Annotated in this window: 12 protein-coding genes and 1 other annotated feature; all 12 genes read left to right on the forward strand. The window is 32.2% G+C overall.

Annotation, left to right across the window (positions count from 1 at the left end; genetic code table 11):
• Window positions 1-143: 143 nt before the first annotated feature.
• The 12 genes from HYG85_RS18260 to HYG85_RS18315 all read left to right on the forward strand — a co-directional run bounded on the left by HYG85_RS18260 (window position 144) and on the right by HYG85_RS18315 (window position 16,194).
• Window positions 144-1,694 carry an ABC-F family ATP-binding cassette domain-containing protein gene (locus HYG85_RS18260; RefSeq protein ID WP_212690875.1) on the forward strand — a complete coding sequence of 517 codons (1,551 nt, stop codon included), beginning with the start codon at window positions 144-146 and terminating at the stop codon, window positions 1,692-1,694.
• Window positions 1,695-2,026: 332 nt separating this feature from the next.
• A complete protein-coding gene (locus HYG85_RS18265; RefSeq protein WP_113676141.1) occupies window positions 2,027-2,719 on the forward strand; it encodes an iron-sulfur cluster assembly scaffold protein in 693 nt (230 codons plus the stop codon).
• A gap of 12 nt (window positions 2,720-2,731) precedes the next feature.
• Window positions 2,732-3,733, forward strand: coding sequence for a GGGtGRT protein (locus tag HYG85_RS18270; RefSeq protein ID WP_113676140.1), 1,002 nt, complete (start codon window positions 2,732-2,734; stop codon window positions 3,731-3,733).
• A gap of 558 nt (window positions 3,734-4,291) precedes the next feature.
• Complete coding sequence (locus HYG85_RS18275; RefSeq protein ID WP_113676139.1) at window positions 4,292-5,413, forward strand: KamA family radical SAM protein; 1,122 nt, start codon at window positions 4,292-4,294, stop codon at window positions 5,411-5,413.
• Between the two features lie 176 nt (window positions 5,414-5,589).
• The gene (locus HYG85_RS18280; protein WP_113676138.1) at window positions 5,590-6,264 is read left to right on the forward strand and encodes a response regulator transcription factor; all 675 of its coding nucleotides are present in this window, start codon (window positions 5,590-5,592) and stop codon (window positions 6,262-6,264) included.
• Complete coding sequence (locus HYG85_RS18285; protein ID WP_212690876.1) at window positions 6,261-7,286, forward strand: sensor histidine kinase; 1,026 nt, start codon at window positions 6,261-6,263, stop codon at window positions 7,284-7,286. Before HYG85_RS18280 ends, HYG85_RS18285 begins: the two co-directional genes overlap by 4 nt.
• Before the next feature lie 318 nt (window positions 7,287-7,604).
• Window positions 7,605-7,862, forward strand: a binding site (T-box leader).
• 72 nt (window positions 7,863-7,934) lie between these two features.
• Complete coding sequence (gene pheS / locus HYG85_RS18290; protein WP_212690877.1) at window positions 7,935-8,954, forward strand: phenylalanine--tRNA ligase subunit alpha; 1,020 nt, start codon at window positions 7,935-7,937, stop codon at window positions 8,952-8,954.
• A 128-nt stretch (window positions 8,955-9,082) separates the two neighbouring features.
• Window positions 9,083-11,476, forward strand: a complete 2,394-nt coding sequence (gene pheT / locus HYG85_RS18295; RefSeq protein ID WP_212690878.1) for a phenylalanine--tRNA ligase subunit beta — start codon at window positions 9,083-9,085, stop codon at window positions 11,474-11,476.
• Between the two features lie 297 nt (window positions 11,477-11,773).
• On the forward strand, window positions 11,774-12,625 hold the full coding sequence (locus HYG85_RS18300) for a basic amino acid ABC transporter substrate-binding protein (protein ID WP_212690879.1): 852 nt from the start codon (window positions 11,774-11,776) through the stop codon (window positions 12,623-12,625).
• A 327-nt stretch (window positions 12,626-12,952) separates the two neighbouring features.
• Entirely contained in the window at window positions 12,953-13,681 is a 729-nt protein-coding gene (locus HYG85_RS18305; protein WP_244971222.1) for an amino acid ABC transporter permease, read from the forward strand.
• Window positions 13,668-14,390: an amino acid ABC transporter ATP-binding protein gene (locus tag HYG85_RS18310; RefSeq protein ID WP_113676132.1), complete on the forward strand. Its 723-nt coding sequence runs from the start codon at window positions 13,668-13,670 to the stop codon at window positions 14,388-14,390. The genes HYG85_RS18305 and HYG85_RS18310 overlap by 14 nt, the downstream gene beginning before the upstream one ends.
• 211 nt (window positions 14,391-14,601) lie before the next feature.
• Window positions 14,602-16,194, forward strand: coding sequence for a SpoIID/LytB domain-containing protein (locus HYG85_RS18315; RefSeq protein WP_212690880.1), 1,593 nt, complete (start codon window positions 14,602-14,604; stop codon window positions 16,192-16,194).
• The last annotated feature ends 31 nt before the right edge of the window (window positions 16,195-16,225 follow it).

Below are 16,225 nucleotides of genomic sequence, written 5' to 3' on the forward strand. Positions count from 1 at the left end.
ACTATGAAGATTTATTTGAGTAGTTTTTTAATTGATTTTGTAGCTATATCATGATATTCTATAAAATATTACAAGAGTCCATATATATAAGGTGTATGGGATTATTGACATGACATACGAAATTGAATGAGGTGTTTTTATAGATGTTAAGTGTAGAAAAAGTCAACCATGATTTTGGCGGAAGAATAATATTAAGTGATGTTTCCTTTAGATTGAAAAAAGGTGAACATGTGGCTCTAGTTGGACCAAATGGAGAAGGTAAAAGTACATTTCTAAGGATAATAACCAACAAACTTATGCCAGACGAAGGTGTAATCAAATGGTCTCCCAAAGCAAAAGTAGGTTACTTGGACCAACATGCAGAATTACAAAAAGGATGTAGCATCAGAGAAGTCTTAAAAGATGCTTTTAAGGAAGATTTCCAGTTAGAAGAAACAATGATACAGATCTATGATGAAATGGCTAATTTTACTGAAGAAGAAATGACTGCTAAGCTAGAAGAAGCTGCGGATATACAAACAAAACTTGATCATAGTGGATTTTATGTAATTGATTCAAAGATTGAAGAAGTAGCTAATGGTCTGGGACTTGGTGACATTGGTCTGGATAAAGATGTTAGTGAGCTAAGCGGTGGTCAACGTACGAAAGTACTATTGGTGAAGTTACTATTGCAAAGACCAACTATCCTATTATTGGACGAGCCCACTAACTTTCTTGATGAAAATCATATTGAATGGTTAAAAAGATATCTTGAGGAATACGAAAACAGTTTTATTCTTATCTCCCATGATATTCCTTTTGTAAACAGTGTAGCATCGGTAATCTATCATATTGAGAATGGTGAATTTACAAGATATACAGGAAATTATGATGATTTTATAAGGATGTATGAGATTAAGAAACGACAAGCCGAGCAAGCATTTGAAAAGCAACAAAAGGAAATTGATAAATTAGAAGATTTTATTGCAAGAAATAAGGCTAGAGTAGCTACAAGAGGTATGGCTAATAGTAGACAGAAAAAATTAGATAAAATGGAGAAAGTTGAAAAGATTAGAGAAAAACCTATTCCAAAATTCAATTTTAGATATGGTAGAGCATCAGGCAAGACCATTTTTGAAACTAAGGATATGGTATTAGGTTATAATGAGCCATTGACCAGTCCTCTGAATATGATATTGGAAAGAGGTCAGCGAGTTGCAATAAAAGGTGTCAATGGACTTGGAAAATCAACGTTACTAAAAACCTTGTTAGGGATTATTAAACCTTATTCAGGCAAAGTCATATTGGGTGACTATCTTGAAATAGGTTATTTTGAACAAGAGTCCAATCCTGATAATGTAAAAACTGCTATTGATGAAATATGGGAAGAATATCCTGTACTTACGAATTATGAAGTTAGACAGTCGCTTGCAAAATGCGGACTTACCAATGAGCATATAACAAGTCAAATGAAAGTATTAAGTGGAGGAGAAGCGGCAAAAGTAAGACTTTGTAAATTGATGTTGCGTGACATTAATGTGCTTGTTTTAGATGAGCCTACTAACCACTTGGATGTTATAGCGAAAAATGAATTAAAGAAAGCTATAAAAGAGTTCAAGGGTACTTTGATAATTGTATCCCATGAACCAGAGTTTTATAGGGATGTTATAAATGAGGTTTGGAATTTGGAAGACTGGACAACAAAAATTATATAGGAAATATGATAAATTATCTTTACTTGACCAACTAAATTGAATACCCTTAATGAGAATAAAAATGAAGAATATTTACAAAATATGCTGAAACCAATTGTAAAAAGTTTAGAAATTCGATATAATAGGTGAGGAAATTCTATAAAATGGCTTCATTCGTCATTTTTAACAGCATATAGTTATTGACTCCTATTGTTAGTAGTCTTCGTTAGATGGATCTCTAGTACTAACTTGAAGAGCATGACAGTATGAGTTTGACATTCTATATAACATAATAATGCGATGTGATAAGTATTATCATTATCGTTCATTCATTAAGGGAGGAAAAAGAGAATATGATGTACACTCATGAAGTGAAAAACATGTGTTGTGTTGCAAAAGGTCCTAACCATGGTCCAGCGCCTATCCCTCAAGAAGGAAAATGGGTTCAAGCAAAAGAAGTAAAAGACATTTCTGGTCTTACTCACGGTGTTGGCTGGTGTGCGCCTCAACAAGGAGCATGTAAGCTTACATTAAACGTAAAGGATGGTATTATTCAAGAAGCTTTAGTAGAAACATTAGGATGTTCAGGAATGACTCATTCAGCTGCAATGGCTTCAGAAATTCTACCAGGAAAAACTATTTTAGAAGCATTAAATACAGATTTAGTATGTGATGCTATTAATACTGCAATGAGAGAACTATTTTTACAAATAGTTTACGGAAGAACTCAAACTGCTTTTTCAGAAGATGGACTTCCAGTTGGTGCAGGTCTAGAAGATTTAGGTAAAGGTCTTCGTTCACAAGTAGGTACTATGTATGGTACTCTTGATAAAGGTCCTCGTTACCTTGAAATGGCTGAAGGCTATGTTACTAAAATTGGTTTAGATGAAGACGATGAAATAATTGGTTATGAATTCATTCACTTCGGTAAAATGATGGATATGATTAAAACTGGTATGGACGCAGTAGAAGCAATGAAAAATGCAACAGGTACATATGGTAGATTTGCAGACGCTGTTAAAACAGTCGATCCAAGACACGAATAGGAGGTTAGTAATATGGCATTATTTGAAGGATACGATAGAAGAATTAAAGGCATAGAAAAGACTTTAAAAGAAAATGGCATTAGTTCTATTGAAGAAGCTAAACAAATATGTGATGAAAAAGGTATTGACGTATATGAAATTACTAAATCTATTCAACCTATTTGTTTTGAAAACGCATGTTGGGCTTACATTCTAGGTGCAGCAATTGCTATAAAAAGAGGAATAAAAGTTGCAGCAGATGCAGCAGAAGTTCTTGGTGAAGGTTTACAAGCTTTCTGTATTCCAGGTTCTGTTGCTGACCAAAGAAAAGTTGGTATCGGTCATGGTGGTTTAGGAGCTATGCTTCTTAGAGAAGAAACAAAATGTTTTGCTTTCTTAGCAGGCCACGAATCTTTTGCAGCTGCTGAAGGTGCTATTGGTATTGCACGTTCTGCAAACAAAGTTAGAAAACAACCTTTACAAGTAATCCTTAACGGACTTGGTAAGGATGCAGCTCATATTATTTCCAGAATCAATGGATTTACATATGTTAAGACTGAGTTTGACTATAATACTAGTGATTTAAAAGTAGTTAGTGAAAAAGCATATTCTAAAGGAGAAAGAGGAAAAGTTAGATGTTACGGTGCTGACGATGTACGTGAAGGTGTTGCAATCATGCACAAAGAAGGCGTAGACGTTTCTATCACTGGTAACTCAACTAACCCAACTCGTTTCCAACATCCAGTTGCTGGTACTTACAAAAAAGAATGTGTACAAACAGGTAAAAAATATTTCTCAGTAGCATCTGGTGGTGGAACAGGTAGAACTCTTCACCCAGATAATATGGCTGCTGGTCCAGCTTCATATGGTATGACAGATACTATGGGTAGAATGCACTCTGACGCTCAATTTGCTGGTTCTTCATCTGTACCAGCCCATGTAGAAATGATGGGTCTTATCGGTATGGGTAATAACCCAATGGTTGGTGCTACAGTTGCAGTTGCTGTTGCAATACAAGAAGCTATGAATAAATAGTATTGTAAATAGAATATTTATTAATCCCTGACTAAGATGTCAGGGATTTTTTATATTAGAGGAGTTCATAGATTATTTTGTCGCAAAAAAAATTTTGATTTTGATTTGTTTTATGTTATACTATATATATGAGTAGGTTACCTACCTTTAGATAGTATAATGAAAATGATTTCTAAGTTAAATCACTTTTTTCTATTATACATGGTTAATATATCTAATTCATATCTGAATAGAATAAGTTTATTTCTTATTTTCGTATTGGATTATTTTTATAATAATTAACATTAATTAATTGATATTTGGTATCAATTATAATTAATTCAAAAATATGACCCGATTTTTAACATAATTGGTAAACTTTGGTTTATAGATTTATTTTTTGAACCCATAAATAAAAGTTTTTATAAAATCAACTACTATATATCTGAATATTCTAAAATATTATTAATTTTAATTCTATATCTTTAATTTAACAATAATTTAACTTTGTGTTTATTTGCCTTTATTAATAGGCTTATACCATATATCTAAAATTATATTTTTTAAGGAGGAAAGTGAATGGATTGGAAAAAAAGTTTAATTACAACTGGAGAGGAATTAAAAGAATATATTCCTATGACTAGAGAAGAACAGATGCTATTTGAAGATATCACAAGAAAACACCCTTTTTGTACTACAAAGTATTATTTATCTTTGATTGATAGAGATGATTCTAATGATCCAATAAAAAAAATGCAGATACCTTCATTTGGCGAAAAAAGCGAAGAAGGAGTATTTGATACTAGTGGAGAATCAGAAAATACTAAAATGCAAGGATTGCAACATAAGTATAAGACAACAGCTTTATTGTTAGCCACTAATTCATGTGCTATGTACTGTAGACATTGTTTCAGAAAAAGGCTGGTTGGACTTAGTAATCAAGAAGTTTTAAGTAATTTTGAACACGCAGTAGAATACATTAAACAGCATAAAGAAATAAACAATATTTTAATTACTGGTGGAGATGCATTTTTCTTGCCAACCAATATATTAAAAGTTTTTATGGAAACACTTTCGAAAGTTGAGCACATTGACTTTATAAGATTTGGTACACGTATTCCTGTAGTATTGCCTCATAGAATTATTCAAGATGAGGAACTTATAAATGCACTGGAGCATTACTCGAAAATGAAACAAATATATGTAGTTACTCAATTCAACCATCCAAGAGAATTGACAGATAAAGCAGTTGAAGGAATTAATAGATTGAAGAAAGCTGGTATCATAATTAATAATCAGACAGTACTATTAAAAGGTGTTAATGATAACCCTACAGTACTAGCCAAATTAATGAATGATCTGGTAAAATACGGTGTTAACCCATATTATCTATTCCAGTGTAGACCTGTAAAAGGTGTAAAACACAGCTTCCAAGTTCCTCTTGCAAAAGGAATCAAAATTGTTGAAGATGCTAAAAAGAAATTAAGTGGACATTCCAAGAGATTTAAATTCATTATGTCACATAAAACTGGTAAGATAGAAATCTTAGGTGAATTCAATAAGCAGATACTATTTAAATATCATCAATCCCCAATAGATTCAAGAATGGGAACAGTATTCAGTGTTAAAGTAGGAGAAAAGCAGGGCTGGTTGGATGATGATATTTGTCTAGATGAAGAAAATCTAAAGAAAATAGGTTAAATATGATTCGTTAGATTAGAAAAATATTAATTTGTTCCTTATGTATTGAAATAAACCTATAGTAATGATATATTTAAAAAAGATAATCTGTTATATTGGATTATCTTTTTCTTATGTAATAAAAAGATACAAATACGGTTTAGACGTTTTTCATATTAAAGAAGGGACATGTAATTATGTTTAAAGTTTTTATAGTTGAAGATGATACAACAATTGCAAATATCATATCTGATAATCTTAAGAAATGGGGATACGAGACAGCTGTTGCAAAAGAGTTCTCCGATGTTTTTTCAGAATATGTTAGTTTCAAGCCTGACCTGGTTCTGTTAGATATTGTGTTACCGTTATATGACGGTTATTATTGGTGTTCAAAGATAAGACAGGAATCAAAAGTGCCTATTATTTTTATTTCGTCAAAGGATTCTAATATGGATGTATTGATGGCTATCAATATGGGTGCAGATGATTATGTTACGAAACCTTTTTCCATGGAGATTCTTCTTGCTAAGATAAGTGCCCTTATTAGAAGAACATATTCTTATACCAATAAGGCAACTAATCTTATTGAACATAAAGGAGCAATACTTAATATTGATGATGGAACGTTAGTGTATAATGATGAGAAAATTGATTTGACCAAAAATGAATACAGGATATTATATGTGTTGATGAGTAATAAGGACAGTATTGTTTCAAGGGACAAGATTATGAGAAATCTATGGGAACATGAAAGTTTTGTAGATGATAATACTTTAACTGTCAATATTAATAGATTGAGAAAAAAATTGGATAACAAAGGTTTAGATAATTTTATTGCTACGAAAAAAGGACAGGGGTATATTATAGAATGAATATATTAAAATATTTGAGAGATAGAATTAGTCTTTTATTATTTTATGGGGTAAATCTATTTGTTATTAATCTTGTATTGATCTTGGATGAAAGCAATGCTGTAAATATTAATAATATTATATATATGGACATTTTATCATTATTCATAATTGGAGTTTACATGGCTAGAGAATATAGAAAATATAATATGCTATATAAAGATATAGAGTATAAAATCAATCATCATCATTTTGAAGAGTTTGAGATAAGTGGTAGTACGCATTATATTAAGAGGATTTATTTCAAGTTGTTTAATGAGTTTTTTAGGACGGTTAATACTTCTAAGGAAATGCTGGATAAGGATAATGATGAGTATTATGATTTTATAACTTCTTGGGTTCATGCGGTTAAAATACCTATTGCTGCTAGTAGATTACTTATTGAGAGTCATGAAGAGAATACGAAAGATACTTTGGTCAGTATTGAGAATGAGATAGATAAGATTGAGAGATATGTTGAACAGACTTTGTATTATTCTAGAAGTATGAGTTTTTCTAAGGATTATCTGATTAGGGAATATAATCTTAATAAGCTGGTAAAACAGTCCATCAAGAAGTTTGCTAAGACATTTATTGGTAAGAAGATTGCTTTGACGGTGGATATTGATGATAATATCTGTGTTTATACGGATAAAAAATGGTTTGGATTCATATTGGAGCAATTGCTTTCTAATGCGTTGAAGTATACTGATAAGAGTGATGGTAGGATTGATATTAGTACTTATGAAGATGATAGGGAATATAGATTGCTTATTAGGGATAATGGAGTAGGTATTAAGATTGAAGATCTTAGGAGGGTTTTTGAGAGAGGTTTTACTGGATTTAATGGTAGGTATTTTGAGAAGTCTACAGGGATGGGGTTGTATTTGTCTAGGAAATTAGCTAGGAAGTTGGGCCATAAGATTACTATTGAGTCTAAGTCTAATGTTTATACTTTGGTTAGGATTCATGTTAGTAAGGTGGGGGAATATTTTTTGAGGTAGCGGATTATATTAAAAATTAGTTAGTTAGTGAAAGTTGGTGGAATGATTTGGCTGGGGCAAGGTGTATATAGGTGGTTTAACTTGCCTTACTCTGGGAAGCGATCGGTCTGCGTTAAACCACCTATATACACCTTTGGTTAGTCAACTAGGAAGGATGAAAAATATATTAAGAGCTGATTTTCTTTTCGGATAGGACTACTTTGACGGAGCCATCCATGTATTTTTTTATAGTGGTGTATCTTGTTTTTTTGTAGAAAGCCCTTGACACATATTAGGAATATGATAAAATAGGAAGTAAATTATTAATATGAATATTAAATAAAGGCTATGATAGTGTATAAGTAGGTAGGTATTTTACTTTTAGAGAGAAAGTGTCGTTGGCTGAAAGCACTTTTAAGTTCTGATATCTGGTGAATTTCCCACTTGAGCTGTATTTCTGAACATGGATGATCTTTGATAGGATATAAGTAGGAGATAACGTTGAGCGCGTTACGTTAGTTGAGTGTCTAATTAGGCTTAGTGTAGTTTGCCTATTGAAATTAGGGTGGTACCACCGAAGTTTGCTCGGTCCCTTGGAGGGATGGAGTTTTTTTATTGCGCATTATAGTTTTACCTATTTTAATAAAAGGTTTGAAAGGAGTATATAGCATGAAAGAAAAGTTACAGGCTATAAAAGAAGAAGCTTTAAAAAGTATTAATGAAGCAGTAGACTTGAAAGTCCTTAATGACATTAGAGTTAACATCTTAGGTAAAAAAGGAGAGTTAACAAGTGTTTTAAGAGGTATGAAAGATTTGACTAAGGAAGAAAGACCGGTTATTGGACAGTTGGCTAATGAGGTCAGGAATCTAATAGAGGAAAAATTAGAGGATGCTAAAGGTAGTTTAGCTAAGAAACAAAGAGAGAAACAATTAAAAGAAGAAGTTATTGATGTTACCATGCCAGCTAAGAAGGTTGTTATGGGTCATAGACATCCAATGAATATTGTTCTTGATGATATAAAAGACATTTTCATGGGAATGGGTTATGAGATTGCTGAAGGTCCTGAGGTTGAAAAGGATTATTATAATTTTGAAGCTCTTAACATTCCTGAAAATCATCCAGCAAAAGATGAGCAGGATACTTTTTATATAAATAAAGAAGTTGTTCTTAGAACACAGACTTCTCCAGTGCAGATTAGAGTTATGGAAAATAATAAACCACCAATTCGTATAATGGCTCCTGGTAGAGTTTATCGTTCAGATGAAGTTGATGCATCTCACTCACCAGTTTTCAATCAAATTGAAGGATTGGTAATTGATAAGAACATTACTATGGCAGATTTAAAAGGTGCTTTAGAAGTTTTTGTAAAAGAACTTTATGGAGAAAAGGTTAGAGTAAAATTCAGACCTCATCATTTCCCATTCACAGAGCCTAGTGCAGAGGTTGATGTATCTTGTGTAATGTGTGGAGGAGAAGGTTGTCGTGTATGTAAAGGTTCAGGTTGGATAGAAATACTTGGTTGTGGTATGGTTCATCCAAAAGTGCTTGAAATGGTTGGAATCGATCCAAAAGAATATAGTGGATTTGCTTTTGGTATGGGACTTGAACGTATTACCATGTTGAGATATGGTATCAAAGATATTCGATTGTTCTATGAAAATGATGTGAGATTTTTATCACAGTTCTAATTAAGGCTGTAATGAATCTTAGTAATGATAGATATTAACTTATAAAATTAAGTGAAAAATGACTCAGAGTTTAATTAAAATAGATGTGACGGTGATATCCGTTTAGAATTTATAAGGAAGGTGTAAAAATGAACGTACCTATGCAGTGGTTGAATGACTACGTAGAAATTGATTGTGATATAGATACTTTTATGGACGGCATGACTATGTCAGGTTCTAAGGTAGAAGGTTATGAAGAATTAGGAAAAGAAATTAGTAAGGTAGTAGTTGGGAAAATATTAAAGATTGAAAAACATCCAGATGCTGATAAGCTAGTTGTAACACAAGTTAATGTAGGTGAAGAAGAGCCTATACAGATTGTTACTGGAGCTAATAATATCAGTGAAGGAGATTATGTGCCAATAGCTCTTGTTGGTTCTACATTACCAGATGATATTAAGATCAAAAAAGGGAAACTAAGAGGAATCCCATCTAATGGAATGATGTGTTCTGTTGAAGAACTTGGTTTGATGAGAGAAGATTTCCCAGAAGCACCAGAACATGGTATCTATATATTTGATAAAGAATATGAATTAGGAATGGATGTTAAGAGTATATTTGGATTGGATGATATTGTAGTAGAGTATGAAATTACATCTAACCGTCCTGACTGTTTCAGTATTGTAGGTATTGGCCGTGAAGCAGCAGCGACTTTCGGTAAAGATTTCAAGTATCCTGAGATTAAAGTTGATGAAGTTGAAGGTAATGCCAATGATTATATAAAAATAGAGATAGAAGATGAAGACCTATGTGCTAGATTTGCAGGTAGAGTAGTTAAGAATCTTAAGATAGAGCCATCACCATGGTGGTTAAAAAAGAGATTATTATCATGTGGTGTTAGACCAATAAACAATATCGTTGATATAACTAATTTTGTTATGATGGAATTTGGTCAGCCTATGCATGCATACGATTTAGATAAACTAGAAGGAAAGAAAGTTATTGCAAGAAGAGCTAAAGACAATGAGAAGATAATTACGTTAGATGGTGAAGAAAGAGAATTGGATTCATCAATGCTTGTAATAGCTGATGAAAACAAACCAGTGTCATTAGCTGGTATCATGGGTGGAGAAGATACTAAAGTAACAGAAGAAACTAAGACATTACTTTTTGAAGCTGCTAACTTTGAAGGAACTAATGTGCGTTTTACTTCTAAAAAAGTAGGACTTCGTTCTGATTCATCTGCTAAGTTTGAAAAATACTTAGACCCTAATAACATTGATGAAGCTATTAACAGAGCTTGTCAGTTAATTAATATGTTAGGTGCTGGTGAAGTAGTTTCTGGAATGGTTGATGTATATAAAGCTAAAAGAGTAGAAAAAGAAGTAGCTTTTACAGCAGAAGGTATTAATAAGTTATTGGGAACTGATTTATCTGAATATGCAATGATTAAGATCTTTGAAAAAGTTGATTTGAAGGTAGATAAGAATAAAGGTGTTGTTATAGTACCTACATTCAGACCAGATGTTGAAAGAGAAGCTGACTTGGCTGAAGAAGTTGCACGTTTCTATGGATATGATAATATTCCTGTAACACTAGCAACAGGAACTCCAACAGTTGGTAAGAAAAGTTATAAACAAAAAATAGAAGATATAACTAGAGTTGTAATGGAGAACTGTGGTATAAGTGAAGCTATGACTTATTCATTTGAAAGTCCAAAAGTGTTCGATAAGATTAGACTTGACGTGGATGATTCATTAAGAAAAACTGTAACTATATCGAATCCTCTTGGAGAAGATTTTAGTGTTATGCGTACAACAACTGTAAATGGAATGCTTACTGCATTATCTACCAATTATAATAGAAGAAATGAAAGCGCAAGCTTATACGAGTTATCTTATATCTATCTTCCAAAAGATGAAGAAATAAAAGAACTTCCAGATGAAAGAATGCAGTTAACTATTGGAATGTATGGAGATATTGATTTCTACAACGTTAAAGGTGTAGTAGAAACATTACTTAATAGATTAGGAATCTACGAAGGTTATGAATACGACCCTAATGTATCCATTAATTACCTTCATCCAGGAAGACAGGCAAAAATAACAATCAATAAAAAAGAATTAGGAATCATTGGAGAAGTACATCCAGAGGTTGCTGACAATTATAATATTGATACAAGAGCATATTTAGCAGTTATTGATATGCCAGTATTAGTTAAAAAATCTAATCTAGAACGTGAATACGAACCTTTAGCCAAATATCCAGCTGTAAACAGAGACTTAGGTCTATTAGCTAAGAACGAAGTCTTAGTAGGTCAGATAGAAGCTATAATAAAACAACGTGGCGGCAAAATATTAAAAGACATCAAGTTATTTGACGTATACACAGGTTCCCAAATAGAAGAAGGATATAAATCCCTAGCATTCGCTCTTACTTTCAGAGCTAATGATCATACCTTAAAAGAAAAAGAAATAAGCAAGACAATGAGTAAAATACTTAATGGTCTTGAAAATACACTAGATGTTAAGCTAAGACAGTAATTCATTAAATGTAAAGTTGTCTTTCACATTTTAAAATGTGAGAGACAGCTTTTTCTATGTTATTTTAACTTTTACTTAGATACCAAAACTATACTCTATCTACGACTGTTCGCTATTCAACCCCCCTATTTGTACAATATGCCTAGAATACTTATAAATTTATTTGTATATATATTTAATTTTACTCTTGTAATATTACGTAGAATCATGTATAATTATGCTAAGTTTTTAATAAATATACATTGTTGCGTGTATATAATGAATATTAAAAAAATTAAACGAAAGGGTGGACATAAAATGAAAAAGAAAATTATAAGCATTAGTTTATTATTAATATTAGCATTATCAATGACATTATTTGCAGGATGTGGTAAGAAAAATACAAAAACTACATCAGATGATACATATAATAATGTAGATGCTGACAAAGGTGATAAAGAAGAGGGTAATACAGAGGATAAAGACGCAAGTAAAGATGATGATAAAAAAGTTATTGTTATGGGTACGAATGCAGAATTCCCTCCATTTGAATATATTGAAGCAAACGAAGTTGTTGGTTTTGATGTAGACATATCCAAGAAGATTGCTGAAAAATTAGGATTAGAACTTGTAGTTGAAAATATGCAATTTGCTTCATTAACAGCAGCATTGCAAACAGGAAAAGTTGATTTTGTTGCAGCTGGTATGACAAATACACCAGAAAGAGCTGAAGAAGTTAATTTCTCAGAAGATTATTTTACTGCTTCACAAGTAATAATCGTTAAAAAAGATAGTGACACAGTTAAATCAAAAGAAGATTTAGTGGGTAAAAAGATAGGTGTTCAATTAGGAACAACTGGTGAAATTGAATCTAAAGAAATCGAAGGTGCAACTGTTGAATCTTATGACGCAGGTTATTCAGCTGTTATGAGTCTAGTTAATGGTAAATTAGATGCAGTAGTTATTGACCAAAAACCTGCTGAAAAATTTGTTGAGCAAAATGATAAGATCATGATTCTTGATGAAGAATTAACTAAAGAGAATTATGCAATTGCTGTAAATAAAGAAAACGAAGAATTATTGAAAACAATTAATGAAGTAATCAAAGAGATACAGGAAAATGGCGAATATGACGCCTTATATGAAAAATACTTCGGTGAAAAAGAGTAAAAAATTATTATGCAAGTTAGATAAAGAGAGCTAGCCTTTCTTTATTATAACAATTATATCCTTTCAACCTTACTTTCAAATATATTTGAGAGTATGAGTTTAGTAGTTATTACTACTTACCCAAATAGGAAAGTGGACTTCCCATCTGCTTTCCTAACTCCTTGTATATGGGTTGAAAATGATAGGATGTTTTTCTTGATTTGATAAGAATAAGTTAAGGGATTGCAAAATTATAACTAAATATGCAAAGAATTTTATGAATATACATTGGTATGGATAGTTTGATTTTGCAATTTCTTAAGAAAAAATAGGAATGTAGGTGATCAGGTGAATTTTTCATTAATTTATATGTCAGAGATAACTAACTACTTTGAACACTTTTTTAAAATAGTTTTCGGACCTGAAAAGGGAGCGGGAAGTTATCCACGATATTTGTATTGGCTAAATGGTATCAAATTTTCATTGGAGGTTACTCTATTAGCTGCACTTATTGGTATAGCAATCGGAATATGTATTGCTATGTGTAAGCTATCAAAGCATAAGATTGTTAGAGCGCTTGCTTCTGTATATACTGATTTGATTAGAGGAACTCCTGTACTTATACAAATTTTATTTATTTACCTAGTTGTTTTTTCAGCTAGTGATTTGCCGAAGCTTGTTATTGGGGCAATAGCCTTTGGTATTAATAGTGGAGCCTATGTAGCAGAAATCATTAGAGCTGGTATACAAGGACTGGATAGAGGACAGATGGAAGCTGCTCGTTCATTAGGTATGCCATATGGAATGGCTATGAAACATATAATTATTCCCCAGGCAATAAGAAATATTTTGCCAACATTAGTTAATGAGTTTATTGTACTTTTAAAAGAGACATCTGTTATAGGATATATTGCAGGGAATGATATTTTAAAAGCTACGAATACTATTATAAGTCAAACTTACTCGCCTGTTGAACCGTTAATTACTTCAGCAGTCATTTATCTAATATTAACATCAATATTTACATTTATTATGAGAAAAATCGAGAGGAGGTTAAGAGCTGGTGATATACGTTAATGATTTACATAAAAAATTTGGTGAATTACATGTATTGAAAGGGATTAATACCCATATTAAGAAAGGTGAAGTGGTAGTAGTTATTGGACCTAGTGGTTCAGGTAAAAGTACTTTTTTAAGATGTCTTAACCTACTGGAAGTTCCTACTGAAGGTAGTATCATATTTGAGGATGTAGATATTACAAGCAAAAGAAATAATATTAATGTTCAGAGACAGAAGATGGGAATGGTTTTTCAACAGTTCAATCTTTTCCCTCATATGACCGTTCTTGATAATATAACTCTTTCACCTATAAAAGTTAAAAAGATACCTAAAGGGGATGCAGAGAAAAAAGCTATGGCTTTATTGGCTCGTGTAGGATTAGAAGATAAAGCTGACGCTTATCCAAAACAATTATCTGGAGGTCAAAAGCAAAGGATTGCCATTGTTAGGGCATTGGCAATGGAACCTGATGTTATGCTGTTTGATGAACCTACATCAGCTCTTGACCCTGAGATGGTAGGAGAAGTATTGGATGTTATGAAGCAATTGGCTTCTGAAGGCATGACTATGGTTGTAGTTACTCATGAAATGGGATTTGCTAGAGAAGTGGGTACAAGATTGTTCTTTATGGACGAAGGGATTATAGCAGAAGAAGGTAATCCAAGAGAAATTTTTGATAATCCTAAGAATGAAAGGACTAAGGAATTTTTTAGTAAAGTCCTATAGGATGGTATTAGATTATTTGTTATAGTCAGTGTATAATGTTATTGGCATAAAGAAAAATAATGGATAATGGATAATTTTTACTAGATAAGCAATTTTATGTAGATTTTTGTTTGTTGGCACCTTATAATATAATAGGGTGCTTTTGTGTTATAGTATTTTGCAAGTAAGTCAGAAAAAGTGTTTTGCATCAATCTAACTAAAGGGGGATTATATGAAAAAAGTATTTGTGTGGTGTAATATCGTAATTATAACAATAACGCTGCTATGTAGTTCTAGTAATATATATGCAGAGGATAATATTATACAGGAATTGAGAGTCGGGTTAAGACAATTATATGAGGAGAAAGAGTCTATTACAGTTAGTAATAAAGTTTTGAATATGGGGTATGTTGTGCAGGATGAATATATATCTGAACAGGTGTTCATGTCAAATGATGGTTTCGTATTCAGGGCTGCTACTTTTGACTACTTAATATCTATAAATAGTTTTGATACTTATGATAAGGCTAATGAGAGTGTTAAGTCTTTAAAGGGTCAGGGTTATAAAGCTTATGTTGGGAATGCTTCAAAAGGTATATGGAAGATATATATTGAGGCGCAAAATAGTGATGAAGCTAGGATTTTTTTATCAAAGTTGAATGGAAAAGATGGATTAACTTATGAAAAAGTAGCTGATAATGGTTGCAGGACAATCATGGAGTTATCAGCAGGTGAATGTCTTGTTATGGAAAACACATATCAATATCCTCAGTTTTCTTCTATGAGCAATGATGAAGATACTAATTTTATTGATTTGGGAGATAGACAATACAGAGGTAGATTAGAGTTCGGCAGATATGATGAGTCTGGTATTACAGCAATTAATATAGTTCCTATGAATTATTATCTATATAGTGTGTTAGCATCGGAAATGTCACCATCTTGGCCTATTGAAGCTTTGAAAGCCCAAGCTCTTGCAGCAAGGAATTATGCTGTTTATTATATGCAGAGAGACAGCAAATATCCTAATAAGCCATATGTAGTGTGTGACAAAACCAATTCTCAAGCATATAAAGGATGTTCGGTTGAACACCCCAATACTATAATAGCTGTTAATGAGACAGCAAATGAGTTGATTTATTATCAAGGTGAAGTTATTCAAGCTACGTTCTTTTCCACAAGTGGTGGACATACTGAGAATAGTGAAAATGTATGGAATGGTACAGTGCCATTTATGAAGGGGGTATCTGATATCTATGAAATGCAGCCAGCTAAGAAGCCGTGGATTGTAGAGCGTACTTCTGAAGAAATAAAGCAAAGATTGGCAAATTATAGTATTGATATAGGAGATGTTACAGATGTTATTCCTATGGGTTATACAGACAGTAAGCGAGTTATTGACCTTAAGATAGTAGGAACACAGGGTGAACATATAATTAATAAAGAAACTATTAGAATATGGTTAGGATTATATAGTAGAAAATTTACTCTAGTAAAAGAAGACTATTCCAATAAAAAAATGTTTAATGTTATGGCAGCAGGTTCATTTGTAAAAGTTAAAAATATTAACAACGTGTATGTTGCTACTGGTTCTAATAGCAGCAGAAAGCTATCGGTCAATGATGAACAGTTGATTGTCGTTAGTGGACATAATATTGATAGTATTCCAACCATAGCTGGTAAAAAAGATACTTATATATTTGTGGGACAAGGTTATGGACATGGAGTTGGAATGAGCCAATCAGGTGCTAAAGGGATGGCGTTGGAAGGTTTTACATATGATGAAATTCTAAAATATTATTATAAAGGTGTAGATATTAAGTAATAAATAGTAGTATAATAGGATAGGATTTTAA

The organism is Vallitalea guaymasensis (genome assembly GCF_018141425.1).
In the GTDB taxonomy this organism is placed as follows: domain Bacteria; phylum Bacillota; class Clostridia; order Lachnospirales; family Vallitaleaceae; genus Vallitalea; species Vallitalea guaymasensis.